This window comes from Clavibacter rahimiani (assembly GCF_052654495.1).
This window is the reverse complement of the sequence record NZ_CP199790.1, coordinates 950,655-975,757: the sequence shown is the minus strand read 5'-3', so window position 1 is coordinate 975,757 and position 25,103 is coordinate 950,655. Positions and strand designations below refer to the sequence as shown.

Here is a 25,103-nt window from a genome sequence, read left to right as displayed (position 1 = left end):
TGGTAGTGGCGCTATCAGTGCGCTAGCCTCGCGGCATGCGCATCACCGACCTCGCGGACGCCACCGGCGTCCCGCCCGCCACCGTCAAGTACTACGTCCGCGAGGGCCTCCTGCCCGCGGGCGTCCGCGTCAGCGACAACCGCACCGAGTACGACGACGAGCACGTCCGACGGGTCCGGCTGATCCGGGCGCTCATCGACGTCGGCCGGCTGCCCGTCGCCCAGGCCCGCGAGGTGCTCGCGGTGCTCGACGACGACGCGCGGCAGGTGCAGGACGTGTTCGCCGTGGCGCAGGACGCGCTGACGCCCGGGCCCCCGCCGACGGATGCACCGGCCGCGGACGCGCTCGCCCGCGTGGACGCGATCACGCGCCGCGCCGGGTGGTGCGTGCTCGAGGAGCACGCGGGCCGTGCCCAGGCGGCGCGCGCCGTGGACGGCTTCGAGCGCTCGGGGCACCGGATGGACGACGGCTACCTCGACCGGTACGCCGAGGCCGCGGGGATCCAGGCGGACGCCGACCTCGCCGCGGTGCGCGGCCGGCCCGACCGCACCGCGATGGCGGAGCTGATGGTGGTGGGCACGGTCCTCGGCGACCAGCTGGCCGCCGGGCTGCGACGGATCGCGCAGGCCACCGTCTCGATGCCCGCCGGTCCCGCGACGGGCGGTGCCCGGTGATCCGCCGCGCCTTCGCCTGGCACCGGCCGCTCATGTCCGTGGCCGCGCTCATGGCCGTGCTCGCCCTCGTGTGCGTCGTCGGCCGCCTGGTCGACGACCGGATGGTGACGGGCGCGCCCGTGTGGGACAAGCCCGCGAAGTTCTCGCTGTCGATCCTCGTCTACGCCGTGTCCTGGGCCTGGCTCATCGCGCACCTCCCCCGCTTCCGGCGCACCGCGCACCGGCTCGGCACCGTCGTCGCCGTCGCGCTCGTGGTCGAGCAGGCCGTGATCGTCGGCGCCGCGGCTGCCGGGACCGCGAGCCACTTCCAGGTGGCGACCCCGCTGGCCGCGGCCCTCTGGGGCGTGATGGCCGTGTCGATCACCGTCCTGTACCTCTGCACGTTCGTCACGAGCCTCGCCGTGCTGCGCCTGCGGCTCCCCGACCCGGCGCTCACGCTCGGGATCCGCGCGGGCGCGCTCCTCGCGCTCCTCGGCATGGGCCTCGCCTACCTCATGACCTCCCCGACCGCGGCGCAGCTCGCGGACTTCCACGGCGTCTCGGGCGCGCACGCTGTGGGTGCCGCGGACGGCGGGCCCGGCCTGCCCGTGCTCGGCTGGAGCAGGAACGCGGGCGACCTGCGGATCCCCCACTTCGTCGGCATGCACGCGCTGCAGCTGCTGCCCCTCGCGGCCCTGCTCCTCGCCGTGGCCGGGCGGCGGATCCCCGCGCTGGCGCCCGACCGGGTGCGCGTGCGGCTCACGGCGATCGCTGCGGCCGCGTACCTCGCCGTCGTCGCGCTCGTGACGGTCCAGGCGCTCGGGGGCGAGCCCGTGACCTCTCCCTCGGCGGGGGTGATGACGGCCGGCGCGGTGATCGCGGCGGCCGCCCTCCTCGCGGGGGTCGCGGTCGTCCGGCGCGGCGACCGGCGATCGGATCCGGGAGCCTCCGCCGTGCCCGCGCCCGTGCCCGCGGACGCGCCGGACGACGGCGCCGCGGACGGGCGGGAGCCGACTCAGCCGAGCGCGGCGTCGAGCTTGGCCGAGATCTCCTCGAGGTCGAAGTAGTTCTCGATCACGACGACGTCGGCGTACGTGGCGCCGATGCGGTCGACGAGCTCGGGCGACGTGAGGATGACCTGCGCGTCCTCGCCGAGCGACGCGACGCTGGCCAGGTCGGCCGCCGTGACGTCCGCGTCGATCCCGAGGCGCGCGAGCGCCCGCTCCGCGTTGACCTTGAGGATCCCGGACGTGCCGATCCCCACGCCGCAGATGGCGACGACCTTCATGCGCTCTCCTCGCCGGCCATGATGCGCCGGACCTCGTCGACGGTGGTGGCGGCGCGCAGCCGCGGGATCGCGGTGGCGTCGTTGAAGATGTTGGCCATGTCGGCGACCGACGAGACGTGCCGGTCGACGGTGGTGACCGCGAGGCCGACGATGACGTCGACCGGGTCGTTGTGCGCGTGCCCGAACGCGACGGGCTCCCGCAGCGTGACGACCGCGAGGCCGTCCGCGAGCGTCTCCGGCCCCGGACGGGCGTGCGCGAGCGCGAGCCCCGGGGCGATGACCACGTAGGCGCCGAACTCCTCGACGACCCGGATCATGGCCTCCGCGTAGTCGGCCGTCGCCGCACCCGACCGGACGAGCGCGTCGCCGGCGAGGCGCACCGCCGCGCGCCAGTCGGCGGCCTCGGCGCCGAGCGTGACGGCGTCGTCCGGGAGCGGTGGGAGCACGGGTGCGGCCTCTCTGGCGGTAGGGCGGGGACGGACGGGACGGACGGACGAGACGGACGGGACGCCGACGACGGCCCCGCGCCGGCTACAGGCGGGCGAACCCGTCGGAGATGATGTCGGCGAGCGCCTCGCGCTCCTCCAGCGGCAGGAAGGCCGCGGCGGCCGCGTTCAGCTGGAAGGCCTCGTGGTCGTCGAGGTCGTAGGCGAACGCGTCCGTGAGCAGCGACAGCTCCCGGCTGATGGTGGTGCCGCTCATGAGGCGGTTGTCGGGGTTTACCGTGACGGCGAAGCCGAGCTGGTAGAGCAGGTCGAAGGGGTGGTCGCGCATCTCGTCGCCCCACGCCGCGATGGCGCCGGTCTGCAGGTTCGACGACGGGCTGAGCTCGAGCGGCACGCCGCGGTCCTTCACCCACTGGGCGAGCGTGCCGAGCGTGACGAAGACGTCCTCGCCCTCCTCGCTGTCGATCTCGATGTCCTCGGCGATGCGCACGCCGTGGCCGAGGCGGAGCGCCCGGCCGTCGAGGAGAGCGCCTCGGATGGACTCCAGGCCGTCGGCCTCGCCCGCGTGGATCGTGCGGGGCATCCACTCGCGCGCCAGGAGGTCGAACGCGCCCTGCATGCGGGAGGGCGGGAAGCCGGCCTCGGGGCCCGCGATGTCGAAGCCGACGACGCCGCGGTCGCGGTGGCGGACGGCGAGCTCGGCGATCTCGGTGCCGCGGTCGAGGTGGCGCATGGCGCTGACGAGCTGGCCGACGCGGATGGATCCGCCCGCCTCCTCGACACCGCGCACGCCCTCCTCGATCCCGGCCTGCACGGCCTCGACGACCGCGTCGAGCGAGAGGCCCGTCGTGAGGTGCTGCTCGGGGGCCCAGCGGATCTCGCCGTAGACGACGCCGTCGTCCGCGAGGTCCTCGACGAACTCCCGGGCCACGCGCGCCAGGTGCTCCTCGGTCTGCATGACGGCGATGGTGACGTCGAAGGTCTTCAGGTAGTCGACGAGCGAACCCGAGTCGGCGCTGGTGCGGAACCACTCGCCGAGCGCGTCCGCGCCCGCGGCGGGGAGCTCGAGGCCGATCCCGTCCGCGATCTCGACGATGGTGCCGGGGCGCAGGCCGCCGTCGAGGTGGTCGTGGAGGGAGACCTTGGGGAGGTCGCGGTACGACCCTCCGCCGGGCAGCGTGGAGTCCTCGGGAGCGCGTGTCATGGGACGAATCTACTAGCCTCGACGAGGCCCGCGCCGTGGTCGTATGCGCACTGACGATCGGTGCGCGAGGCGTCCGCGGGTCGCGACCCGAGCCGGAGGACACGTGCCCACCAAGATCCTGATCGACTGCGACCCGGGGCACGACGACGCCCTCGCCCTGATGCTGGCGCACGGCAGCCCCGAGATCGAGCTCGTCGGCATCACGACGGTCGCCGGCAACCAGACGCTCGAGAAGGTGACGCGGAACGCGCTCGCGGTCGCGACCGTCGCGGGGATCCACGGCGTGCCCATCGCCGCCGGCTGCGCGCGTCCGCTCGTGCGGCCCGGCATGACGGCGCCCGAGGTGCACGGCGAGTCCGGCCTCGACGGGCCCGAGCTGCCGGAGCCGACGGTGGCGCTCGACCCGAGGCACGCGGTGGACCTCATCATCGAGACGGTCATGTCCCACGCCCCCGGCGAGATCACGCTGGTGCCCATCGGCGCGCTCACCAACATCGCCCTCGCCGTGCGCCGCGAGCCGCGGATCGTCGCGCGCGTGAAGGAGGTCGTCCTCATGGGCGGCGGGTACCACGTCGGCAACAGCACGCCCGTCGCGGAGTTCAACATCGCGGTCGACCCCGAGGCCGCGCACATCGTGTTCGGCGAGGCGTGGCCCGTGACGATGGTGGGCCTCGACCTCACCTACCAGGCCACCGCGACGCCCGAGGTCCTGGCGCGGATCGCCGCCCTCGGCACGCCGGCCGCGCGCTTCGTCGTCGACTCGATGGAGTCGTACGGCCGGGCGTACCTCGACCGGCAGGACTTCCCGAGCCCGCCCGCGCACGACCCGTGCGCGGTCGCGCGGGTGATCGACCCGCGGATCGTCTCGGTGCGCCGGGCGCCCGTCTCCGTCGAGCTGACGGGGACGCACACGCTCGGCATGACGGTGGCGGACCTCCGGCGCCCGGCGCCCGCGGACTGCACGACGCAGGTCGCGGTCGACCTCGACCACGCCGCGTTCTGGGACGTCGTGGTCGACGCGCTCGAGCGCATCGGCTGACGCGCGGGCGGCTCCCGCGTGCCGTGCCCGGCCGTCGTCCCGGGGACGGCGGCCGGACGGCGGCTCGGCGGCTCAGCCCTCGGCGGTGATGCGCTCCCGCACGAGCGGCCCGCGCGCGACGTGCTCCTCCGCGTCGCCGACGCGGTAGGCGCCCTCGAGCGACTCCAGCGCCCGGGCGAACCGCTCCGGCTCGTCGGTCGAGAGGGTGAAGAGCGGGTCGCCCCGGCGGACGCGGTCCCCCGGCTTGGCGTGCAGGTCGACGCCCGCGGCGTGCTGCACCGCGTCGCCCTGGCGCGCGCGGCCGGCGCCGAGGCGCCAGGCGGCGATGCCGAACGGGAGGGCGTCCTGCTGCACGAGCACGCCGTCGCGCTCGGCGGTGACGACGTGGGTCTCGCGCGCCACCGGCATCGCGGCGTCCGGATCCCCGCCCTGCGCGCGCACGGTGGCCCGCCACGAGTCCATGGCGCGGCCGTCGCGGAGCGCATCCTCGACGTCGGCGTCCGGGATCCCGACCGCGGCGAGCATCTCCCGCGCGAGCGCGAGCGTGAGCTCCACGACGTCCGCGGGCCCGCCGCCGGCGAGCACCTCGACCGACTCGCGCACCTCGTTGGCGTTGCCGATGGCGAGGCCGAGCGGCACGTCCATGTCGGTGAGGAGCGCCGTCGTGCGCACGCCCGCGTCCGTGCCGAGCTCGACCATGGTGCGCGCGAGCTCGCGCGACCGGTCGATGTCGGTCATGAACGCGCCGGACCCGAACTTGACGTCGAGGACGAGCGCGCCCGTGCCCTCGGCGATCTTCTTGCTCATGATGCTCGACGCGATGAGCGGGATCGCCTCGACCGTGCCCGTGGTGTCGCGGAGCGCGTAGAGCCGCTTGTCGGCGGGCGCGAGGCCGCTGCCCGCCGCGCAGATCACGCCGCCGTGGTCCTTCATCTGCTGCACCATCTCCTCCGTGGAGAGGTCGGCGCGCCAGCCGGGGATCGACTCGAGCTTGTCGAGCGTGCCGCCCGTGTGGCCGAGGCCGCGGCCCGAGAGCTGCGGCACCGCGACGCCGTAGGAGGCGACGAGCGGCATCAGCGGGAGCGTGATCTTGTCGCCCACGCCGCCCGTGGAGTGCTTGTCGACCGTGGGCTTGCCCAACCCGGAGAAGTCGAGGGTCTCGCCGCTCGCGATCATGGCGAGGGTGAGGTCGCGGATCTCGGTGCGGTCCATGCCGCGGAGGAGGATCGCCATCGCGAGCGCCGCCATCTGCTCGTCGGCCACGTAGCGGTCGGTGTACGCCGCCACGAGCCAGCCGATCTCCGCCGTGGAGAGCCGGCCGCCGTCGCGCTTGGTGCGGATCAGGTCGACGACGTCGAACGCGGCGCTCATGCGCGGTCCCCGTACGCGTTCAGCGTGCTCGGCCCGAAGGCGTCGGGCAGGACCTCGTCGATCGTGCGGATGCCCGACACGGTCTCCAGCAGCATGCCCGGGACCGCGTGCTCGAACAGCAGCTGCCGGCAGCGCCCGCACGGCATGAGGATGTTGCCGTCGCCGTCCACGCAGGTGAAGGCGACGAGCTGGCCGCCGCCCGTGAGGTGCAGGACGGAGACGAGCGCGCACTCGGCGCAGAGGGTGAGGCCGTAGCTGGCGTTCTCGACGTTGCAGCCGGTGATCACCCGCCCGTCGGTCGCGATGGCCGCGACGCCCACCGGGAAGCGGGAGTACGGGACGTACGCGCGCTGCATGGCCTCGTGGGCCGCCTCGCGGAGGGATCCCCAGTCGATGCCGCCCGACTGCACGGGCTCCACGGCGCTCACGACTTCACGTAGGGCTTGCCGGCGGCGGCAGGTCCGCGCACCTGCCCCACCAGTCCGGCGACCGCGGCGATGGTCACGACGTACGGCAGCATCAGCATGAACTCGCTCGGCACGGGCGACCCGATGACGCCGAGGACGTTCTGCAGGTTGCTCGCGAAGCCGAACAGGAGGGCCGCGAGCGTCGCGCGCAGCGGATCCCACCGACCGAAGATGACCGCGGCCAGCGCGATGAACCCCGCGCCCGCCGTCATCTCCTTGTTGAACGCGCCGACGGAGCCGAGCGTGAAGAACGCGCCGCCGAGGCCCGCGATGGCGCCCGCGAGGGACACGTTCCAGAACCTCGTGGAGGCGACCTTGATCCCCACCGTGTCGGCGGCCTGCGGGTGCTCGCCGACCGCGCGGAGGCGGAGGCCCCAGCGCGTGTGGAAGAGGCAGTACCAGACGAGGAACACGGCCACGTACATGAGGTAGACGATGATCGTCTGCCGGAAGAGCACGGGTCCGATGATGGGGATCTGGCCGAGCACCGGGATGTCGATGCGGTCGAAGCGCGGCGGGGAGTTGAGGCGCTCCGGGTCGGCCGAGAGCACCTGCGAGAACAGGAAGCTCGTGAGGCCCGTGACGAGCACGTTGAGCACGACGCCGACGATGACCTGGTCGACCAGGTACTTGATGGCGAACGCCGCGAGGACGAACGACACGAGCATGCCGGCGACCATCGCGGCGGCGAGGCCGATGAGCGGCTGCCCGGTGAGGGACGCGACGACCGCGGACACGAACGCGCCCGCGAGCAGCTGGCCCTCGATGGCGACGTTGACGACGCCGACGCGCTCCGAGAGCACGCCGCCGAGCGCGCCGAAGATGAGCGGCACGGACAGGCTCACGGTGCCGACGAGCAGGCCCGGCACCGGGATCGTCTGCCCCGCGGACGCCCAGGTGAGGAACGCGACGAGGAAGAGGACCGCGAAGACGGCCGTGAACCACAGCGGCACCTTCGCGGATCGGCGCACCAGCACCGCCGACAGGACGGTCATCGCGGCGAGGACCACCGTGACGACGATCCCGGTGGCCGCGGTCGGCAGCACGAGCGGCGCGAGCTGGATGAGGTCCGACCCGGTCGAGAGGCCGAACGTGCTCGACCCCTCGCGGCCGAGGAGCACGAACAGGACGAGCGAGATCGCCGTGAAGACGCCGAAGGCGACGGGCGCCTTCCAGCTCGTCGCGGCGGCGCGCTCGAGGGCGACGGCCGCGGGGCCGTGGGGCGCCGCGGCGGGCGCGGGGGTGGGGGTGGTCGCGGTCACGAGCTGAGCGCCGCCTTCCGGGTCCGGGTGGTGCGACGCGCCTGGCCCGGCGCGGGGAGGCGGAAGACCGCCCGCACGAGCGGGGGCGCCGCGATGAACAGGACGATGAGCGATTGGACGACCACGACGATGTCGATGGGCACGCCCTCGGCCGCCTGCATCGAGAATCCGCCGGCCTTGAACGCGCCGAACAGGATCCCCGCGACGAAGACGCCCCACGGCCGGCTGCGGCCGAGCAGCGCCACCGTGATGGCGTCGAAGCCGATGCCCGCGTCGATCCCCGAGCTGAAGCCCGTGGTGACCGTGCCGAGCACCTGGCTCGCCCCGGCGAGGCCCGCGAGCCCGCCGGAGATGAGCATGGCGTAGAGGTAGGAGCTCTTGACATCGATGCCCGCGACCCGCGCCGCGCTCGGGTTCTCGCCGACCGCGCGGAAGCGGAAGCCGAGGCCGGAGCGGTTGAGCAGGTACCAGACGAGGACCGTCGCGACGACGACCACGAGGAAGCCCGCGTGCAGCGAGTACCGCTCGCCGAGGAGCGCCGGGAACACGGCGGAGTCGAGCATCGCCGGGGTCTTCGGGTTGTTGGATCCGGGCGCCTGCAGCAGGCCCGGGGTCCGCAGCAGGTAGGAGAGGAGGTAGAAGGCGACGTAGTTGAGCATGATCGTGACGATCACCTCGTGCGCGCCGGTGCGCGCCTTGAGGAGGCCGACGATCCCACCCCACAGCGCGCCGCCGAGGATGCCCGCGCCGACCGCGAGCACCAGGTGCAGCACGGGCGGCATCGCGAAGCTGAAGCCGACCCAGCCGGCGCACGCCGCGGCGATGAGCATCTGGCCCCGGGCGCCGATGTTGAACAGGCCCACGCGGAACGCGAGCGCGACGCCGAGGCCGGCCGCGATGAGCGGGGTGGCGAAGGTCAGCGTCTCGGTGAGCGGCTTGATGCCGTTCTCGAAGCCCGGGCGGCGGAAGTTGTAGACCGAGCCCTGGAAGAGGGCGGAGTAGGCGCCGGCGGCGGCGTCCCACCCGGCGCGGAGGGTGTCGAGCGGGCGGCTGAAGAAGTAGCCGGCCGCCTTCTGGGTCTCCTCGTCGGTGACCGCGATGAGCAGCGCGCCGACGACGAGCGAGAGCACGACTGCGAGCACGGACAGCAGCGCGCTGCCGCTCGCGATCTCGCGGAGGATCACGCCGGCCCGCGAGCCCTCGGCGTCGTCGTCGCCGGGACGGGAGCCGTCGGCCGGCGCCGCGGTCGCGACGGCGGGGACGCCCGCGGGCGCCTCGGAGCGCGTCGGGTCGCCCACGGATCCGGCCTCGCGACCGGAGGCGGGCAGCTGCCCCGCGGACGGGTCCTGGGGGCCGTGGCCCTCGGGACGTCGGGTGTCGTCGGTCATGCGGTGCGCCCTCCGGCGGTCGTGGTGGTGGTGACGGATGCCGGGACCTCGCCGGCCATCATCAGGCCGAGCACGTCGCGCGGGGTGTCGCCCGGGACGATGCCGACGATGCCGCCGCGGTACATGACGGCGATGCGGTCGGCCAGCGCCGCGACCTCGTCGAGCTCCGTGGAGACGACGATGACGGGGAGGCCGCGGTCGCGCGTCTCGACGACGCGGGTGTGCACGAACTCGATGGACCCGACGTCGAGGCCGCGCGTGGGCTGCGCGGCGACGAACAGGCGGAGGTCGCGGCTGAGCTCGCGCGCGAGCACGACCTTCTGCGCGTTGCCGCCGGAGAGCCGGCCGACGTGCGTGTCGATGCCCTGCGTGCGGATGTCGAACTCGCGCACGCGGTCGCGCGCGAACTCGTCGAGGTAGCCGAGCTTCAGGGATCCGGCCACCACGAAGGGCGGGCTGTCGGACCGGTCGAGCATGAGGTTCTCGGCGATGGTGAACTCGGCGACGAGCCCGTCCTCGTTGCGGTCCTCGGGGACGAAACCCACGCCCGCGTCGAGCACGCGTCGGACGGACCGGCCCGTGAGGCGGGTGCCGTCGAGGTCGATGGTGCCGGAGACGCGCGGCTGCAGCCCGAGGATCGCCTCGGTCAACTCGGTCTGGCCGTTGCCCTGCACGCCCGCGATGGCGAGGATCTCCCCCGCGTGCACCTCGAAGCTCACGCCGTCGACGACGACCTGGCCGGATGCGTCGACGACCGTGAGGTCGCGCACCACGAGGGCCGCGTCGCCGGGCGAGGCCGGCGCCTTCTGGACGGTGAGCGAGACGCTCCGGCCGACCATGAGCGAGGCGAGCTCGGCGTTGCTGGCGGTGGGCTCGGCCTCGCCGACCACCTTGCCGAGCCGGATGACGGTGATGCGGTCCGCGACCTCGCGGACCTCCCGCAGCTTGTGGGTGATGAAGACGATGCCCGTGCCGGAGTCCCGCAGCTGCTTCATGATGACCATGAGCTCGTCGGTCTCCTGCGGCGTCAGCACCGCCGTCGGCTCGTCGAACACGAGCACCTCGGCGTCGCGCGACAGGGCCTTGATGATCTCGACGCGCTGCTGCACGCCGACGGGGAGGTCCGCGACGAGCGCGTCGGGGTCCACGTCGAAGCCGAACCGGGCCGAGATCTGGCGCACCTTCGCGCGGGCGCTGGCCAGGTCGAGCCGGCCGCCGGCCTTCGTCTCCTCGTGGCCGAGCATGACGTTCTCCGCGACCGTGAAGACGGGGATGAGCATGAAGTGCTGGTGGACCATGCCGATGCCGGCCGCCATGGCGTCGCCGGGCCCGGCGAAGCGCGCCACCCGGTCGTCGAGGAGGATCTCACCCTCCTCCGCCTGGTACAGGCCGTAGAGCACGTTCATCAGCGTGGACTTGCCGGCGCCGTTCTCACCCAGCAGGCAGTGGATCTCGCCCGGGTGGACGACGAGGTCGATGTGGTCGTTGGCCACCAGCGCGCCGAAGCGCTTGGTGATTCCCCGCAGTTCGAGCTTCATCGGATCAATCTGTTCGGTGGGTGGGGTGAGCACGCGGCGGGGGGACCGGCGCCTGCCGATCCCCCCGCGGTGCGTTCGATGCTACTTCGTCAGCGACGACGGCGACTCGACGGTGATCGAGCCGTCGACGATGCCCGCCTTGATGGTCTCGATCTCGCCGGTCAGCTCGGCCGGGACCTTGGACTCGAAGTCGTGGAACGGGGCGATGTCGACGCCGCCGTTCTCGAGCGTGCCCACGTACGGCGTCGCGTCGAACTTCCCGTCGGCCGCCGTCTTCACGACGTCCTCGACGCCCGCGTCGATGCCCTTCAGCACCGAGGTGAGGAAGAGGTCCTTGAGGTCGGGCGCGGTCTCGTACGCGTCGGAGTCGACGCCGACGAGGGCGATCTCCTTGTCGCTGGAGTCGCGGATGGCCTCGCCAGCGCTGAGGAAGATCGGGCCGCCGACGGGCATGATGACGTCCGCGCCCTGGTCGATGAGCGTCTGGGCGCTGGTCTTCGCGGCGGGGTTCGCCTCGAAGCCGCCGGTGAACGAGCCGGTCTGGCTCGCGACGTCCCAGCCGATGGCCTTGACGTCCGTGCCCTTCTGCTCGTTGAAGTACTCGACGCCGTCCACGAAGCCGTCCATGAAGATCGTGACGGTCGGGATCTGCAGGCCGCCGAAGGTGCCGACGGTGCCGGTCTTCGAGTAGGCCGCGGCCGCGTAGCCCGCGAGGAACGCGGCCTCGCTCGTGTTGAAGGTGATGGGCTTCACGTTCGGCGCGTCGATGGACGCGTCGTCGATGATCGCGTAGTCGGTCTCGGCGTTGGCGGCCGCGGCCTCCTTGGTCGCGTCCGCGAGGAGGAAGCCGACCGTGACGATGAGGCCGCAGCCCTGGTCGGCGAGGTTGGTGAGGTTCGGGCCGAAGTCGGTCTCGGCGGCCGACTCGACCGTCTTGGGCGTCTCGAGGCCCGCGGCGGTGGCGCCCGCGGTGAGGCCCTCGAAGCCGAGCTGGTTGAACGACTTGTCGTCGAATCCGCCGGAGTCGGAGACCATGCAGGAGAGGAGGTCGCTGTTCGCCTCGCCGCCCGCACCTCCCGTCGTGGACTCGGGAGCGGCACCGCAGCCCGCGAGGATCGCGGTGATGCCGACGGCGGCGAGACCGCCGAGGGCGGCCTTTCGGGTGGTGATGGTCACTGTGGCCTCCAGTTGCAGCCCGGGTCCGCCGGGCGATGTGGCTTCATGTTACCCATGGGCGGGAATGCCCCCCGCGCCCCGATCGGGGCCGCGGACGCAAGCGTTACCGATCCGGGACGACCCCGTAACAACGCGGAAACGCGGGGCCTGCTACGGGGTCGAGACCGACTCCACGTCGACCTCGCCGGAGACGATCCGCGCCTCCAGCGCGTCGAGCTCCGCCTGCAGCTCGGCCGGCACCGAGGCGGCCAGGTCGTGGTACCCGGCGAGGCCCACCCCGCCGTTCGCGAGCGTCCCCACGTACGGCTCGGAGGAGAAGGTCCCGTCCTGGTCGTCGCCGACGATGTCGACGACGGCCTGGCCCGTGTCCTTGAGCACGCTCGTGAGCAGGAGCGGCCGGTACTCGGCGGGCAGGGTGTCGTAGCCGTCGTTGTCGACCCAGATCAGCTTGCCGCTGCCGTGCGCGAGGATCGCCGACGCGGCGCCCTCCCCCACCTGGCCGGCGACGGGCATGATCACGTCGGCGCCCTGGTCGAGCAGGTTCTGCGTGGTGTTCCGGCCCTTGGAGACGTCCTCGAAGTCGCCCGTGAAGGTGCCGTCCTGCGCGGCCGCGTCCCAGCCGAGCGCGACGACCTGCGTGCCGTGCGCCTGGTTGTACGCCGCGACGCCGTCGACGAAGCCGTCCATGAAGAGGGTGACGGGCGGCTGGTTGCCGCCGCCGAAGGTGCCGACCTTGCCGGTCTCGCTGACGCCGGCCGCGAGGTAGCCCGCGAGGTAGGAGGCCTGCGCCGTGTCGAAGACGAGCGGCTTGACGTTCGGGGCGTCGACCACCTCGTCGACGATGGAGAAGTGCACGTCCGGGTTGTCGGCCGCCGCGGCCGCGGTCGCCTCCGCGAGCTCGTAGCCGACCGTGAGGATGAAGCCGCAGCCCGTGCCCACCGCCTGCTCGACGTTCGGCGCGAGGTCGGTCTCCGAGGTGGAGACGAGGACGTCGGCCTGGATCCCGAGCTCCTGCTCGGCTCGCTGCAGCCCCTCCCAGCTGGACTGGTTGAAGGAGCGGTCCTGCAGGCCGCCGGAGTTCGTGACCATGCGGGCGCAGTAGTCGGTCGCGGAGGCCGAGCCCGTGGCGCCGGGCTCGGGGGCCGCGCCGCATCCCGCGAGGGACGCGGCGGCGAGGAGGGCGATGGGCAGGGAGGCGATGCGGAGGACGCGCGGGGTGCGGGGCATCCCCGGAATCTAACGGCGCGGCTCCGGGCGCTCTCCGCCCGCGGAAACCCCCGAGGGGGATCGTTGCCCCTTCGTTACAGGACGTCCGTCCCGCCGCTGAGCTTGAGGGCGTCGACGACGCTCTTCACGCGCTGGGCGTTCTCCTTGGTCGTGACGAGCAGCGCGTCGGGGGTGTCGACCACGACGATGTCGCGCACGCCGATGAGGCTGATGACGCGCTTGCTGTTCGCGACGACGATGCCGCTCGACGCGTCGGAGAGCACGCGCGCGTCCTCGCCGAGGATCACGAGGTCGGACTTGCGGCCGCTCGAGTGCATCTTGGCGACGGAGGCGAAGTCGCCCACGTCGTCCCAGGTGAAGCGGCCGGGGATCACGGCGAGCGCACCGCGGGCGGCGGCCGGCTCGGCGACGGCGTAGTCGATGGCGATCTTCTTGAGGTTGGGCCAGACGCGGTCGACGACGAGGCCGCGGTCGGCGGTGTCCCACGCCTCGGCGAGCTCCAGGACGCCCTTCAGCAGCTCGGGCTCGGTGCGGCCGAGCTCCTCGAGCAGCCGGTCGGCGCGCGCGATGAACATGCCCGCGTTCCAGAGGTGCGTGCCGCCCTTCACGTAGCCGCGGGCGACGCCGATGCTGGGCTTCTCCACGAAGGACGCGACCTCGAGGGCGTGCGGGGCGCCGTCGATGCTGAGCTCCTTGCCGGTGTGGATGTAGCCGAAGCCGGTCGCGGGCTCGGTGGGCGTGATGCCGATGGTGGTGATGTAGCCGGCGTCGGCCGCGATGACGGCCTCGCGGACCGTGTCGCGGAAGCGGTCCGGGTCGGCGATGACGTGGTCGGCGGCGAACGAGCCGATGATGACGCCGGGCTCCCGGCGCTCGAGGATGGCGGCGGCCAGCGCGATGGCGGCGGTGCTGTCGCGCCCCTCGCTCTCGAGGACGACGTTCGGGTCGGCGAGCTCGGGGAGCTGGGCCTCGACCGCGGCGCGGTGGGCGCGGCCGGTGACGACCATGATCCGGTCCTCGCCGGAGAGGGGCGCGAGCCGCTCCCACGTGTCGCGAAGGAGCGTGCGGCCGGAGCCCGTGAGGTCGTGCAGGAACTTGGGCGCGTCGGCGCGCGAGAGGGGCCAGAGCCTCGAGCCCACGCCTCCCGCGGGGATCACGCTGTAGAAACGGGAGATCGCGCTCGTCTGCTCGGTCATGCGCTCACCCTATCGGCAGCCTGGGAGGCGCCCGGATGCGCCGAGTTCACGCGACCGCAACAGGGCGTTCACGGCGCCGCGGCGGCCCCGTCGGCCCCGGTGCCTAGCGTCGTGGGCATGCGCGTAGCCGTCGTCAGCGAGAGCTTCCTCCCCACCGTCAACGGCGTCACCACGAGCGTCTGTCGGGTCCTCGAGCACCTGCGGGACCGCGGGCACGAGGTGCTCGTGATCGCCCCCGACGCGGGCGCCCCGTCCGAGTTCGCGGGATTCCGCGTGCACGGCGTCCCGGCCATCGCCTACCGGCAGTTCCCCGTCGGGATCCCGAGCCCCCACGTCCTGCGCCTCCTCACCGACTTCGCGCCCGACGTGCTGCACGCGGCCTCCCCCCTCTTCCTCGGCGCGCAGGCCATCGCGGCCGCCACGCGCATCGACGTGCCCTCCGTGGCGGTGTTCCAGACGGACGTCGCGGGCTACGCGCGCCGCAACCGCCTGGCCGCCACCGCGCCCTACGTCTGGAGGCTCGTGCGCTGGATCCACCAGGGCGCGGACCTCACCCTCGCGCCCTCGAGCGCCGCCGCCGCCGACCTCGCGGCCGCGGGCGTCGAGCGCGTCGCCCGCTGGGGCCGGGGCGTGGACCTCGACCGCTACCACCCGCGCAACCGCGCCATGGAGGACGCGGTCGCCCTCCGGGACCGCGTCGCGCCTTCCGGCGAGACGGTCGTCGGCTACGTCGGCCGCATCGCGCCCGAGAAGCAGCTCGAGCGCCTCCAGGCGCTCCGCGGGATGCCCGGCGTGCGCTTCCTGATCGCGGGCGACGGCCCCAGCCAGGCCTCGGCCCGCCGCGCGCTCGCGGGCATGCCCGTCACCTGGCTCGGACGGGTCGGCGGCCGTGAGCTCGCCGCCGCGTACGCCGCCATGGACGTCTTCGTCCACACCGGCACGGAGGAGACCTTCGGGCAGACCGTGCAGGAGGCCCACGCCTCCGGGCTCCCGGTCGTCGCGCCGCACGCGGGCGGACCCATCGACCTGGTCGACCACGGCACGGACGGCTTTCTCTTCGACCCCGCGTCGCGGCGGGACGCGCACCTGCGGCGCCTCGTGGACGAGCTCGCGGCCAGCGAGCCCCTGCGCCTGCGGATGGGCGAGGCCGGTCGCCGCGCGGTCCTCGGCCGCTCGTGGGCGACCATCGGCGACGAGCTCATCGGGCACTACGGGCGCGCGGTCTCGGCCCGCCGCTCCGCGCTGCAGACGGCGGATCCCGCGGGCGCCGGGCCCGTCCCCGTCGGCGCCTGATCCGCTCCGCGACGGCTCCCGGCACGACCCCGGGACCACCCCCGCGGCTTAGGGTCCCCTAACGGGCGACCGCCGGAGGGCGACCGTAGACTCGTTAGGTCGCGCAACGTCGGCGCGAAGGGTCCCCGCCCACGGCGGCACCAGCATCAGGGAGGGTCGTTCCGTGTCCATCAAGTCGGCAGGAACCCGCGAACCGCACATCTCACGCGCACCGAAGGTCCCCGCCGGGACGCTGTACCGGGGCCGCGAGGGCATGTGGTCATGGGTGCTGCACCGCATCACCGGCGTTGCCATCTTCTTCTTCCTCCTCGTGCACGTGCTCGACACGAGCCTCATCCGCGTGAGCCCCGAGGCCTACAACGCGGTCATCGGCACGTACAAGAACCCGCTCATGGGCATCGGCGAGGTCGGCCTCGTCGGCGCCATCGGGTTCCACGCGCTCAACGGCCTGCGCATCGTGCTCATCGACTTCTGGCGCTACGGCGCCAAGCACCAGCGCCTCATGTTCTACGTGGTCATCGGCCTGTGGGTCGTGCTCATGGCGGGCTTCGTGCCCCGCCACCTCATGAACGTGTTCAGCGAAGCGGGATGGATCTGATCATGAGCGACATCGCACAGAAGGTCAGCGTCGAGCGCCCCCGCCAGGCACGGCAGCCCCGTGCCCAGGGCGGCGTCAACTGGGAGAAGTGGGGCTGGATCTACCAGCGCGCCTCGGGCGTCGTGCTCGTCGTGCTGATCTTCGGCCACCTCTACGTCAACCTCATCATGGGCGAGGGCATCAAGGCCATCGACTTCGCGTTCGTCGGCGGCAAGCTGTCGGACCCGTTCTGGAAGGTCTGGGACATCGCGCTGCTCTGGCTCGCGGTCATCCACGGCGCCAACGGCATGCGCACCATCGTGAACGACTACGCGGCCTCGCCGCTGACGCGCAAGGTCCTCAAGGGCGCGCTCGTCGCCTCCACCGTGGTGCTCATCGTCCTCGGCACGCTCGTGGTCTTCACGTTCGACCCGTGCCCCGCCGGCCAGCCCGCGGACCTGCTGCCCTCCTTCTGCGGCGACCTGTAGCCCGCACCCCCTACGCCTCGAGAAAGAAGCACGTGACCACTGACACCGCGAACCCCGGTTCCGAGCCCACCGCGAGCACCATCGTGGACGGCGTCCACTACCACCAGTTCGACATCGTGATCGTGGGTGCGGGCGGCGCCGGCATGCGCGCGGCGATCGAGGCGGGACCCCAGGCGAACACGGCCGTCATCTCCAAGCTCTACCCCACGCGCTCCCACACGGGCGCGGCGCAGGGCGGCATGGCCGCGGCGCTCGCGAACGTCGAGGAGGACAGCTGGGAGTGGCACACCTTCGACACCGTCAAGGGCGGCGACTACCTCGTCGACCAGGACGCGGCGGAGATCCTCGCGAAGGAGGCCATCGACGCGGTCATCGACCTCGAGAACATGGGCCTCCCCTTCAACCGCACGCCCGACGGCAAGATCGACCAGCGTCGCTTCGGCGGCCACACGGCCGACCACGGCAAGAGCCCCGTCCGCCGGTCCTGCTACGCGGCCGACCGCACGGGCCACATGATCCTGCAGACGCTGTACCAGAACTGCGTCAAGTTCGGCATCAACTTCTACAACGAGTTCTACGTGCTCGACCTCGTCATGGCCGAGGTCGACGGCAAGCAGCAGCCCGCGGGCGTCGTCGCCCTCGAGCTCTCCACCGGCGAGATCCACGTCTTCCAGGCCAAGGCCGTGATCTTCGCGACCGGCGGCTTCGGCAAGATCTACAAGACGACCTCGAACGCGCACACGCTCACGGGCGACGGCGTCGGGATCATCTGGCGCAAGGGCCTGCCGCTGGAGGACATGGAGTTCTTCCAGTTCCACCCGACCGGCCTCGCCGGCCTCGGCATCCTCCTGTCGGAGGCGGCCCGCGGTGAGGGCGCGATCCTCCGCAACAGCGAGGGCGAGCGCTTCATGGAGCGGTACGCCCCCACCATCAAGGACCTCGCGCCCCGCGACATCGTCGCCAGGTGCATGGCCACCGAGATCCGCGAGGGACGGGGAGCGGGGCCGAACAAGGACTACGTCTACCTCGACATCACGCACCTCGAGCCCGCCGTCATCGACGCGAAGCTCCCGGACATCACGGAGTTCGCGCGCACGTACCTCGGCGTCGAGCCCTATACGGAGCCCGTGCCCGTGCTGCCGACCGCGCACTACGCGATGGGCGGCATCCCCACGAACATCAAGGCCGAGGTCCTCTCGGACAACACGACCGTGGTGCCGGGCCTCTACGCGGCCGGCGAGTGCGCGTGCGTCTCGGTGCACGGATCCAACCGCCTGGGCACCAACTCCCTCCTCGACATCAACGTGTTCGGCAAGCGCGCGGGCAACTACGCGGCCGAGTACGTGAAGGGCGTCGACTTCACGCCGCTGCCCGCCGACGCGGCCGACTTCGTGAAGGGCCTCGTCGAGGGCGCCCGCAACTCCAACGGCACCGAGCGGATCTCGACCCTGCGTCGCGAGCTGCAGGAGTCGATGGACCGCAACGCCCAGGTGTTCCGCACCGAGGACACGCTGATCGAGGTCACCAAGGTGATCGCCGACCTGCGCGAGCGGTACACGAACATCCAGGTGCAGGACAAGGGCCAGCGCTTCAACACCGACCTGCTCGAGGCCATCGAGCTCGGCTTCCTGCTCGACCTCGCGGAGGTCGTCGTCTACTCGGCGATGTACCGCAAGGAGAGCCGCGGCGGCCACTTCCGCGAGGACTACCCGAAGCGGGACGACGAGAACTACATGGTCCACACCATGGCGTACCTCACCGGCGACGCCCACAGCACGGACGCCGGCGACCACATCAAGCTCAGCACCAAGCCCGTGGTCATCACGAACTACCAGCCGATGGAGCGGAAGTACTGATCCCCCGAGGATCAGCGCCGCCCCACGCACCCGCAGCACCGAACGGATAGGACCGCACACGTGAGCACCGCAACCCTGGACGCACCCCCCGCGGGAGAGGCCTCGGCCATCCCGACCTTCACGGTCACCCTCATCATCCGCCGCTTCCTGCCCGGCCAGGACGCCGAGCCGCGCTGGGAGGACTTCGACGTCGAGGTCTACCCGACCGACCGGATCCTCGACGCCCTGCACAAGATCAAGTGGGAGCAGGACGGGTCGCTGACCTTCCGCCGCTCCTGCGCGCACGGCGTGTGCGGGTCCGACGCGATGCGCATCAACGGCCGCAACCGCCTGGCCTGCAAGACGCTCATCAAGGACCTCGACATCGACCAGCCCATCTACGTGGAGGCCATCAAGGGCCTGCCGCTGGAGAAGGACCTGGTCGTCGACATGGAGCCGTTCTTCGAGTCGTTCCGCGACGTGCAGCCCTTCCTCATCTCGAACACGAAGCCGGAGAAGGGCAAGGAGCGGATCCAGTCCGCCGCCGAGCGCGCCCGCTTCGACGACACCACCAAGTGCATCCTCTGCGCGGCGTGCACGTCGTCGTGCCCTGTGTTCTGGACCGACGGCCAGTACTTCGGGCCGGCCGCCATCGTCAACGCGCACCGCTTCATCTTCGACTCGCGCGACGAGTCGAACGTGCGCCTCGACATCCTCAACGACAAGGAGGGCGTGTGGCGCTGCCGCACGACCTTCAACTGCTCCGAGGCGTGCCCGCGCGGCATCCAGGTGACGCAGGCGATCGCCGAGGTCAAGCAGGCGATCATGCGCGGCAAGGCGTAGCGCCTCCCGCCCCGCACGACGACGGCCCCGCGGCTCCGAGAGGAGCGGCGGGGCCGTCGTCGTGCGCGGGGCTACCGGCGGGCGGGGGCGGATCAGCGGTCGGCGAGCACCCGCTCCGCGGCGGCGCGGGCCTCGGCCGCCGTGCGGGCCGTGAGCACGGCCTCGGCGGCACCCCGTGCGTCCTCGATGCTGCGGCGGCCGAGCTCCAGGCGGACGTCGGCGAGCGCCGCGGGCGTCATCGAGAGGCTCGTGGCGCCGAGGCCCACGAGCACGACGGCGAGGAGCGGATCCGCCGCCGCCTCGCCGCAGATGCCGACCGGGGTGCCGGACGCGCGTCCCGCGTCGCCGAGGGCGCGCACCAGGCGGAGCACGGCGGGGTGCCACGGGTCCTGGTAGGAGGCGACGGAGCCGAGCAGGCGGTCGGCGGCCATCGTGTACTGCGTGAGGTCGTTGGTGCCGATGCTCACGAAGTCGGCGACCTCCACGACCTGGTCGGCGAGGATCGCGAGCGACGGCACCTCGGCCATCACGCCGACGGTCGTGAGGCCGAGCTCGCGGCCGAGCTCGACGAACCACCGGGTCTCCTCGGCGTCGCCGACCATGGGCGCCATGACCCAGAGGTCCGCGTCGGTCGCCGCGTCCGCCGCGGCGAGGGCCGTCAGCTGGTCGCGGAGGACGTCCTCGTGCGCCCGCAGCGCGCGGAGGCCCCGGAGCCCGAGGGCCGGGTTCTCCTCGTCGGCGTCGGTGAGGAAGGCCAGGGGCTTGTCGGCTCCCGCGTCCAGCGCGCGGACCACGACCTTGCGTCCCGGGAACGCCTCGAGGAGGCGCGTGTACTGCGCGGTCTGCTCCGCGACGGTGGGCGCGGTGGCGGCGTCCAGGAACAGGAACTCCGTGCGGAAGAGGCCGACGCCCTCGGCGCCGAGCTCGACGGCCCGCGCCGCCTCCGCGGGCGAGCCGAGGTTCGCGAGGAGCGGCACGGGGGTGCCGTCGGCGAGCGCGCCGTCCGTGAGGGGCGCGGCGAGCGCCTCCTCGCGGGCGCGGATCCGGTCGAGGGCGTCCTGGCGCTCGGCGTCGTCGGGGTGCACGATCACGACCCCGGCGGCGGCGTCGACCACGACCTCGTCGCCGTCCGCGAGGTCCGCGGCGCCGACCGCGCCGACGATCGCGGGGATGGAGCGGCTGCGCGCGAGGATCGCGGTGTGGCTGGTGGGCCCGCCGTCGGTGGTGACGAGGGCGAGCACGCGGTCGAGCTCGAGGAGCGCGGTGTCGGCGGGCGCGAGGTCGCGCGCGACGAGGACGAACGGGGCGTCCGCGGTGGGGATGCCGGGCGCGGGCACGCCGCGGAGCCGGGCGATGACGCGCTGGGCGACGTCGGCGAGGTCGGCCGCGCGCTCGGCCATGTAGCCGCCCATGCCCGTCAGGAGCTCCTGGAAGGTGGCGAAGGCCTCGAACACGGCGCGCTCGCCCGAGCGGCCCTGGCCGACGAGGCGGCCCACCGAGTCGAGGAGCGCGGGGTCGCGCGCCATGAGCGACTGCGCGTCGAGGACGTCCTTCGCGTCGCCGCCGGCGCGCGCGCCCCGCTCGGCGAGGTCGTCGGCGGTGGCGGCGAGGGCCTCGGCGACGCGGGCGACCTCGGCCTCGGCGTCGCCCGTGAAGCGCTCCGTGCCGGGCTCCGGCAGCGGGTCGGGCATCCGCATCACGGGCCCGGTGGCCACTCCGTGTCCGACTCCGATACCGGTGATGCGCACAGGGACTCCCTCGCTCGGTGCATGCCGCGCGGACGGGCGCCGTCCGCACGGGTGGCTGTCCGGCCGGGCTGCCGGAACGGCCCGTCCACGCTAGCAGGGGCCCGGCGGCCCGTATCCTCGGGAGATGACCGCCCCCGAGACGCGCGGACGGCCCGACCGCCCGGCCGACGCGCCCTCCTCCCCCGCCGCCGGCGCCGCCGACGGGCCCGCGCCCACGGGGATCCCGGCGCTCGTCGCCCGCGTGATGGAGCTCCGGCCCGTGCGGGTGTTCCTCGCCTACGGAGCGGCGGGCGGGCCGATCCTCGCGGCCGGCATGTCGTACCAGGCGGTCTTCGCCGTGTTCGCCGCGCTCGCGGTCGGGTTCTCGGTGGCCGGATCGGTGTTGGCGAGCAACCCCGCGCTCCTCGACTCGCTGCTCGCGCTCATCCAGGGCGCGGTGCCCGGGCTCTTCGGACGCGGCGGGGCGATCGAGGACCCGGAGGCCCTGCTGCGGTCGCGCGCCGTGCAGGCGACAGGGGTCATCGGCTCCATCGGCCTCCTCGTGACCGCGCTGGGCTGGCTGGCGTCCACGCGCGACTCGGTGCGCCGCATCTTCGACCTGCCGCCGCCCGCCACGTTCTTCCTGCTGCTCAAGGTCAAGGACCTCGGCCTCGCCCTCTGCTTCGCCCTCGCGATGCTGCTCTCGGCCGGCCTGTCGGTCGTGAGCACGGGGCTCCTCGGCTTCGCGTTCCGGCTGCTGCAGGTGGGCGAGGACTCGCTCCTCGCGGTCGTCGTCGGCCGCACCGTGGGCCTCGCGCTCGTGCTGGCGCTCGACACGGCCGTGCTGGCCGGGGCGTACCGGATCCTCTCGGGCGTGAGGATCCCGCGGCCGCAGCTCCTGCAGGGCGCGCTCCTCGGCGGCGTCGCCATGGGAGTCCTCAAGGTGCTCGGCACGGCGCTGCTCGGCGGCGCGAGCCGGAACCCGCTGCTCGCGTCCTTCGCGGTGATCATCGGCCTGCTGATCTGGTTCAACCTCATCTGCCAGGTCATCCTCGTCTGCGCCTCGTGGATCGCCGTGGGCATGGCCGACCGCGGCATCGACGCCCGCGACCTCACGCCCGAGCAGCTCGAGAAGGAGCGGCTCGCGAAGCTCGACGAGGCGCGCCGGATCCTCGAGGAGGAGGAGCGCGCCCGGGAGCGGGAGCGGTACGAGCAGTCACGCGGGCTCACGCGGGTCCTGCTCCGGTTCCGCCGGAGGCGCCGCCGTTAGGATCGATCCCATGCCCTCGAACCTCCGCGTCGCGTCCATCAACACGAACGGCATCCGGGCCGCGTTCCGCAAGGGCATGGGCGACTGGCTCGCCACGCGTGACGTCGACATCCTGGCGATCCAGGAGGTGCGCGCCGAGACGACGGACATCGAGGCCCTCCTCGGCCCCGAGTGGAACGTGCTGCACGACGCCGCGACCGCCAAGGGCCGCGCGGGCGTCGCCATCGCGAGCCGCCGCCGCGCGGAGATCCACCGCGTCGCGATCGGCGAGGAGGACTTCGACAGCGCGGGCCGCTGGCTCGAGGCCGACTACGACGTGGACGGCACCATCGTCACGGTCGTGAGCGCCTACGTGCACTCCGGCGAGGTCGGCACCGCCAAGCAGGACGAGAAGTGGCGCTTCCTGGACGGCATGGAGCGGCGCCTGCCCGAGATCGCCGAGCACTCGGAGCTGGCCGTCGTCGTGGGCGACCTCAACGTCGGCCACCGGGAGCTCGACATCCGCAACTGGAAGGGCAACGTGAAGCGCGCCGGGTTCCTGCCGCGCGAGCGCGCCTACCTCGACCGCATCCTCGGCGCCCGCGGCGAGGACGTCACGGGCGTCGACGGATCCACCGGGCCCGGCCTCGGCTGGGTCGACGTCGGCCGCCAGCAGGCCGGCGAGGTCGACGGCTCGTACACGTGGTGGAGCTGGCGCGGCAAGGCGTTCGACAACGACACCGGCTGGCGCATCGACTACCAGCTCGCGACCCCCGCGCTCGCGGAGAGGGTCGTCGGCTACGCGGTCGACCGCGCCGACGCCTACGACCAGCGATGGTCGGACCACACGCCCGTGGTCGTCGACTACGCGCTCTGACGCATCCCGCACCCCTCCCCCGTCTCGCGCCCGACCGGCGCACCTCGAGCGCCCCGCGCTCCGCACACGAAGGCCCCGCCATGACCGCACGTCCCGTCCTCTTCTCCGGCATGCAGCCGTCCGCCGACTCGCTGCAGATCGGCAACTACATCGGCGCGCTCCTGCAGTGGAAGGAGATGCAGACCACGCACGACGCCGTGTTCTGCGTCGTCGACCTGCACGCGATCACCGTGCCGCAGGATCCCGCGGCCCTCCGCGACTCCACCCGGCGCACCGCCGCGCAGTACATCGCCGCGGGCATCGACCCGGCCGTCTCGACGCTGTTCGTGCAGTCGCACGTCTCCGCGCACACCGAGCTGGCCTGGATCCTCAACACCCTCACCGGGTTCGGCGAGGCCAGCCGCATGACGCAGTTCAAGGACAAGTCGCAGAAGCAGGGAGCCGACGCGACGACGCTCGGGCTCTTCGCGTACCCGACCCTCATGGCGGCCGACATCCTGCTCTACGGCACCGAGGTCGTGCCCGTCGGCGACGACCAGAAGCAGCACGTGGAGCTCACGCGCGACCTCGCCAAGCGCTTCAACTCCCGGTTCGGCGACACGTTCACGATCCCCGAGCCGATGATCCAGAAGGACACCGCCCGGATCTACGACCTGCAGGACCCGACGTCGAAGATGAGCAAGTCCGCCGCCAGCGACGCGGGCGTGGTGTGGCTGCTGGACGAGCCCGCGCGGACCGCGAAGAAGATCCGCTCGGCCGTCACCGACACGGAGCGCGAGATCCGCTTCGACCGCGGCGCGAAGCCGGGCGTCTCGAACCTGCTGACGATCCTGTCGGCCTTCGAGGGCACGGCCGTGCCGGCGCTCGAGGAGCGCTACGCGGGACGCGGCTACGGGGACCTGAAGAAGGACGTCGCCGAGACCGTCACGGGCGTCTTCGAGCCGATCCGCGCCCGGACGCTCGAGCTCCTCGACGACCCGGCCGAGCTCGACCGCGTGCTCGCCGGCAACGCCGCGCGCGCCGAGGAGCGGGCCGACGCCATGCTCGCCCGCGTCTACGACGCCGTCGGCCTCGTGCGGCGCGTCGGCCGGTGACCCTCCGGCTGGTCCTCCTCGACCTCGACGACACGCTGGTCGACCACCGCGGCGCCGTGGCCGACGGGATCACGGCGCACCTCGCCGCGCGCGGGCTGCTCGACGCGGGCGACCACGCGGAGGTCGAGCGGGCCGTCGCGCTGTGGGTCGCGCTCGAGGAGGAGCACTACCACCGGTACCTCGCCGGCGAGCTCGACTACCAGGGCCAGCGGCGCGCGCGGGCGCGAGGTTTCCTCGCCGCCTGGGGATCCGCGGACGCCCCGGGCATCGCCGACGACGACGCCGCGACGGACGCCTGGTTCGCCGGCTACCTGCGCGGCTACGAGGAGTCGTGGCGGACGCTGCCGGGCGCGCACGAGGCGCTCGACGAGATCGAGCGCCGCCACCCGGGCGTGCGCTTCGGCGTGGTGACCAACGGCGAGCGCAGCCAGCAGGAGCCGAAGATCGCCGCCGCGGGGCTCACCGCGCGGCTCGACCCCGTGGTCTGCTCCGGCGACCTGGGCTTCGCGAAGCCCGACCCGCGGATCTTCCTCCTCGCCTGCGCCGAGGCGGGCGTGGATCCGGCCGAGGCCGTCATGGTGGGCGACCGCCTCCGCACGGATGCGCTCGGCGCGGCCGACGCGGGCCTGGCGGGCGGCGTGTGGCTCGACCCCGACGCGGGGACCGCGGATCCGGCGCGCGAGCCCGCGGGCGACCCGGAGCGCGGCTGGCCGGACGTGCCCGCGGAGGACCGCGCGCGGGCGGAGCGCGCCGGGATCGCGCGCATCACCGCGCTCGACGGACTGGCCGACGCCGTGGACGCGCTCATCGGCGCCTGAGACCGCCCAGCACGCCGTCCGCACGTGCGCTCCGCGTCGCATCGCGT

The 25,103-nt window shown here is 73.0% G+C and carries 24 protein-coding genes; 12 read left to right on the top strand and 12 right to left on the bottom strand.

Annotation, left to right across the window (positions count from 1 at the left end):
• Positions 1-35: 35 nt before the first annotated feature.
• Entirely contained in the window at positions 36-674 is a 639-nt protein-coding gene (locus ACT7CP_RS04730) for a MerR family transcriptional regulator (RefSeq protein WP_445443562.1), read from the top strand.
• Complete coding sequence (locus ACT7CP_RS04725; RefSeq protein ID WP_445443561.1) at positions 671-1,720, top strand: hypothetical protein; 1,050 nt, start codon at positions 671-673, stop codon at positions 1,718-1,720. Before ACT7CP_RS04730 ends, ACT7CP_RS04725 begins: the two co-directional genes overlap by 4 nt.
• Here ACT7CP_RS04725 and ACT7CP_RS04720 read toward each other — a convergent pair.
• The 3 genes from ACT7CP_RS04720 to ACT7CP_RS04710 all read right to left on the bottom strand — a co-directional run bounded on the left by ACT7CP_RS04720 (position 1,669) and on the right by ACT7CP_RS04710 (position 3,591).
• Positions 1,669-1,941: a PTS sugar transporter subunit IIB gene (locus ACT7CP_RS04720; RefSeq protein ID WP_191148525.1), complete on the bottom strand. Its 273-nt coding sequence runs from the start codon at positions 1,939-1,941 to the stop codon at positions 1,669-1,671. The genes ACT7CP_RS04725 and ACT7CP_RS04720 overlap by 52 nt on opposite strands.
• Complete coding sequence (locus tag ACT7CP_RS04715) at positions 1,938-2,387, bottom strand: PTS sugar transporter subunit IIA (RefSeq protein ID WP_307502865.1); 450 nt, start codon at positions 2,385-2,387, stop codon at positions 1,938-1,940. Before ACT7CP_RS04715 ends, ACT7CP_RS04720 begins: the two co-directional genes overlap by 4 nt.
• 85 nt (positions 2,388-2,472) lie before the next feature.
• A complete protein-coding gene (locus ACT7CP_RS04710; protein ID WP_445443560.1) occupies positions 2,473-3,591 on the bottom strand; it encodes an adenosine deaminase in 1,119 nt (372 codons plus the stop codon).
• 103 nt (positions 3,592-3,694) lie between these two features.
• Between ACT7CP_RS04710 and uriH the strand changes: the two genes are divergently transcribed.
• On the top strand, positions 3,695-4,630 hold the full coding sequence (gene uriH / locus ACT7CP_RS04705; protein ID WP_445443559.1) for a uridine-preferring nucleoside hydrolase UriH: 936 nt from the start codon (positions 3,695-3,697) through the stop codon (positions 4,628-4,630).
• 72 nt (positions 4,631-4,702) lie between these two features.
• On the opposite strand, the gene ACT7CP_RS04700 is transcribed toward uriH, so the two are convergent.
• The 8 genes from ACT7CP_RS04700 to ACT7CP_RS04665 form a co-directional block, all read right to left on the bottom strand.
• Complete coding sequence (locus ACT7CP_RS04700) at positions 4,703-6,001, bottom strand: thymidine phosphorylase (RefSeq protein ID WP_445443558.1); 1,299 nt, start codon at positions 5,999-6,001, stop codon at positions 4,703-4,705.
• The gene (locus tag ACT7CP_RS04695; protein ID WP_307502876.1) at positions 5,998-6,429 is read right to left on the bottom strand and encodes a cytidine deaminase; all 432 of its coding nucleotides are present in this window, start codon (positions 6,427-6,429) and stop codon (positions 5,998-6,000) included. Before ACT7CP_RS04695 ends, ACT7CP_RS04700 begins: the two co-directional genes overlap by 4 nt.
• Positions 6,426-7,730, bottom strand: coding sequence for an ABC transporter permease (locus ACT7CP_RS04690; RefSeq protein ID WP_413963842.1), 1,305 nt, complete (start codon positions 7,728-7,730; stop codon positions 6,426-6,428). Before ACT7CP_RS04690 ends, ACT7CP_RS04695 begins: the two co-directional genes overlap by 4 nt.
• Positions 7,727-9,118, bottom strand: coding sequence for an ABC transporter permease (locus ACT7CP_RS04685; protein ID WP_445443557.1), 1,392 nt, complete (start codon positions 9,116-9,118; stop codon positions 7,727-7,729). The genes ACT7CP_RS04690 and ACT7CP_RS04685 overlap by 4 nt, the downstream gene beginning before the upstream one ends.
• Positions 9,115-10,656 carry an ABC transporter ATP-binding protein gene (locus ACT7CP_RS04680; RefSeq protein ID WP_445443556.1) on the bottom strand — a complete coding sequence of 514 codons (1,542 nt, stop codon included), beginning with the start codon at positions 10,654-10,656 and terminating at the stop codon, positions 9,115-9,117. Before ACT7CP_RS04680 ends, ACT7CP_RS04685 begins: the two co-directional genes overlap by 4 nt.
• Positions 10,657-10,737: 81 nt before the next feature.
• Positions 10,738-11,832 carry a BMP family lipoprotein gene (locus ACT7CP_RS04675; RefSeq protein ID WP_413963839.1) on the bottom strand — a complete coding sequence of 365 codons (1,095 nt, stop codon included), beginning with the start codon at positions 11,830-11,832 and terminating at the stop codon, positions 10,738-10,740.
• A 150-nt stretch (positions 11,833-11,982) separates the two neighbouring features.
• A complete protein-coding gene (locus ACT7CP_RS04670) occupies positions 11,983-13,059 on the bottom strand; it encodes a BMP family lipoprotein (protein WP_413963838.1) in 1,077 nt (358 codons plus the stop codon).
• A gap of 74 nt (positions 13,060-13,133) precedes the next feature.
• Positions 13,134-14,255 (bottom strand): mannose-1-phosphate guanylyltransferase, encoded by a 1,122-nt coding sequence (locus ACT7CP_RS04665; protein WP_413963837.1) that lies wholly within the window; start codon positions 14,253-14,255, stop codon positions 13,134-13,136.
• Between the two features lie 117 nt (positions 14,256-14,372).
• Here ACT7CP_RS04665 and ACT7CP_RS04660 point away from each other — a divergent pair, with 117 nt between their 5' ends.
• The 5 genes from ACT7CP_RS04660 (at position 14,373) to ACT7CP_RS04640 (ending at position 19,291) form a co-directional block, all read left to right on the top strand.
• A complete protein-coding gene (locus tag ACT7CP_RS04660; protein WP_445443555.1) occupies positions 14,373-15,548 on the top strand; it encodes a glycosyltransferase family 4 protein in 1,176 nt (391 codons plus the stop codon).
• 163 nt (positions 15,549-15,711) lie between these two features.
• Complete coding sequence (sdhC, locus tag ACT7CP_RS04655; RefSeq protein ID WP_307502899.1) at positions 15,712-16,146, top strand: succinate dehydrogenase, cytochrome b556 subunit; 435 nt, start codon at positions 15,712-15,714, stop codon at positions 16,144-16,146.
• A gap of 2 nt (positions 16,147-16,148) precedes the next feature.
• The gene (locus tag ACT7CP_RS04650) at positions 16,149-16,613 is read left to right on the top strand and encodes a succinate dehydrogenase hydrophobic membrane anchor subunit (protein ID WP_307502902.1); all 465 of its coding nucleotides are present in this window, start codon (positions 16,149-16,151) and stop codon (positions 16,611-16,613) included.
• A 32-nt stretch (positions 16,614-16,645) separates the two neighbouring features.
• Positions 16,646-18,469: a succinate dehydrogenase flavoprotein subunit gene (sdhA, locus tag ACT7CP_RS04645; protein WP_413963834.1), complete on the top strand. Its 1,824-nt coding sequence runs from the start codon at positions 16,646-16,648 to the stop codon at positions 18,467-18,469.
• A 60-nt stretch (positions 18,470-18,529) separates the two neighbouring features.
• Complete coding sequence (locus ACT7CP_RS04640; RefSeq protein ID WP_119381684.1) at positions 18,530-19,291, top strand: succinate dehydrogenase iron-sulfur subunit; 762 nt, start codon at positions 18,530-18,532, stop codon at positions 19,289-19,291.
• 92 nt (positions 19,292-19,383) lie between these two features.
• Here the strand turns inward: ACT7CP_RS04640 and ptsP are convergent, their stop codons facing one another.
• Positions 19,384-21,039, bottom strand: a complete 1,656-nt coding sequence (gene ptsP / locus ACT7CP_RS04635; protein WP_445443554.1) for a phosphoenolpyruvate--protein phosphotransferase — start codon at positions 21,037-21,039, stop codon at positions 19,384-19,386.
• A gap of 124 nt (positions 21,040-21,163) precedes the next feature.
• On the opposite strand from ptsP, the gene ACT7CP_RS04630 reads away from it, so the two are divergent.
• The 4 genes from ACT7CP_RS04630 (at position 21,164) to ACT7CP_RS04615 (ending at position 25,056) form a co-directional block, all read left to right on the top strand.
• A complete protein-coding gene (locus tag ACT7CP_RS04630) occupies positions 21,164-22,288 on the top strand; it encodes a YihY/virulence factor BrkB family protein (protein ID WP_445443553.1) in 1,125 nt (374 codons plus the stop codon).
• Positions 22,289-22,298: 10 nt separating this feature from the next.
• On the top strand, positions 22,299-23,144 hold the full coding sequence (locus ACT7CP_RS04625; RefSeq protein WP_445443552.1) for an exodeoxyribonuclease III: 846 nt from the start codon (positions 22,299-22,301) through the stop codon (positions 23,142-23,144).
• 80 nt (positions 23,145-23,224) lie between these two features.
• Positions 23,225-24,238 (top strand): tryptophan--tRNA ligase, encoded by a 1,014-nt coding sequence (gene trpS / locus ACT7CP_RS04620; RefSeq protein ID WP_413963830.1) that lies wholly within the window; start codon positions 23,225-23,227, stop codon positions 24,236-24,238.
• The gene (locus ACT7CP_RS04615; RefSeq protein ID WP_445443551.1) at positions 24,235-25,056 is read left to right on the top strand and encodes an HAD family hydrolase; all 822 of its coding nucleotides are present in this window, start codon (positions 24,235-24,237) and stop codon (positions 25,054-25,056) included. The genes trpS and ACT7CP_RS04615 overlap by 4 nt, the downstream gene beginning before the upstream one ends.
• Positions 25,057-25,103: the final 47 nt, after the last annotated feature.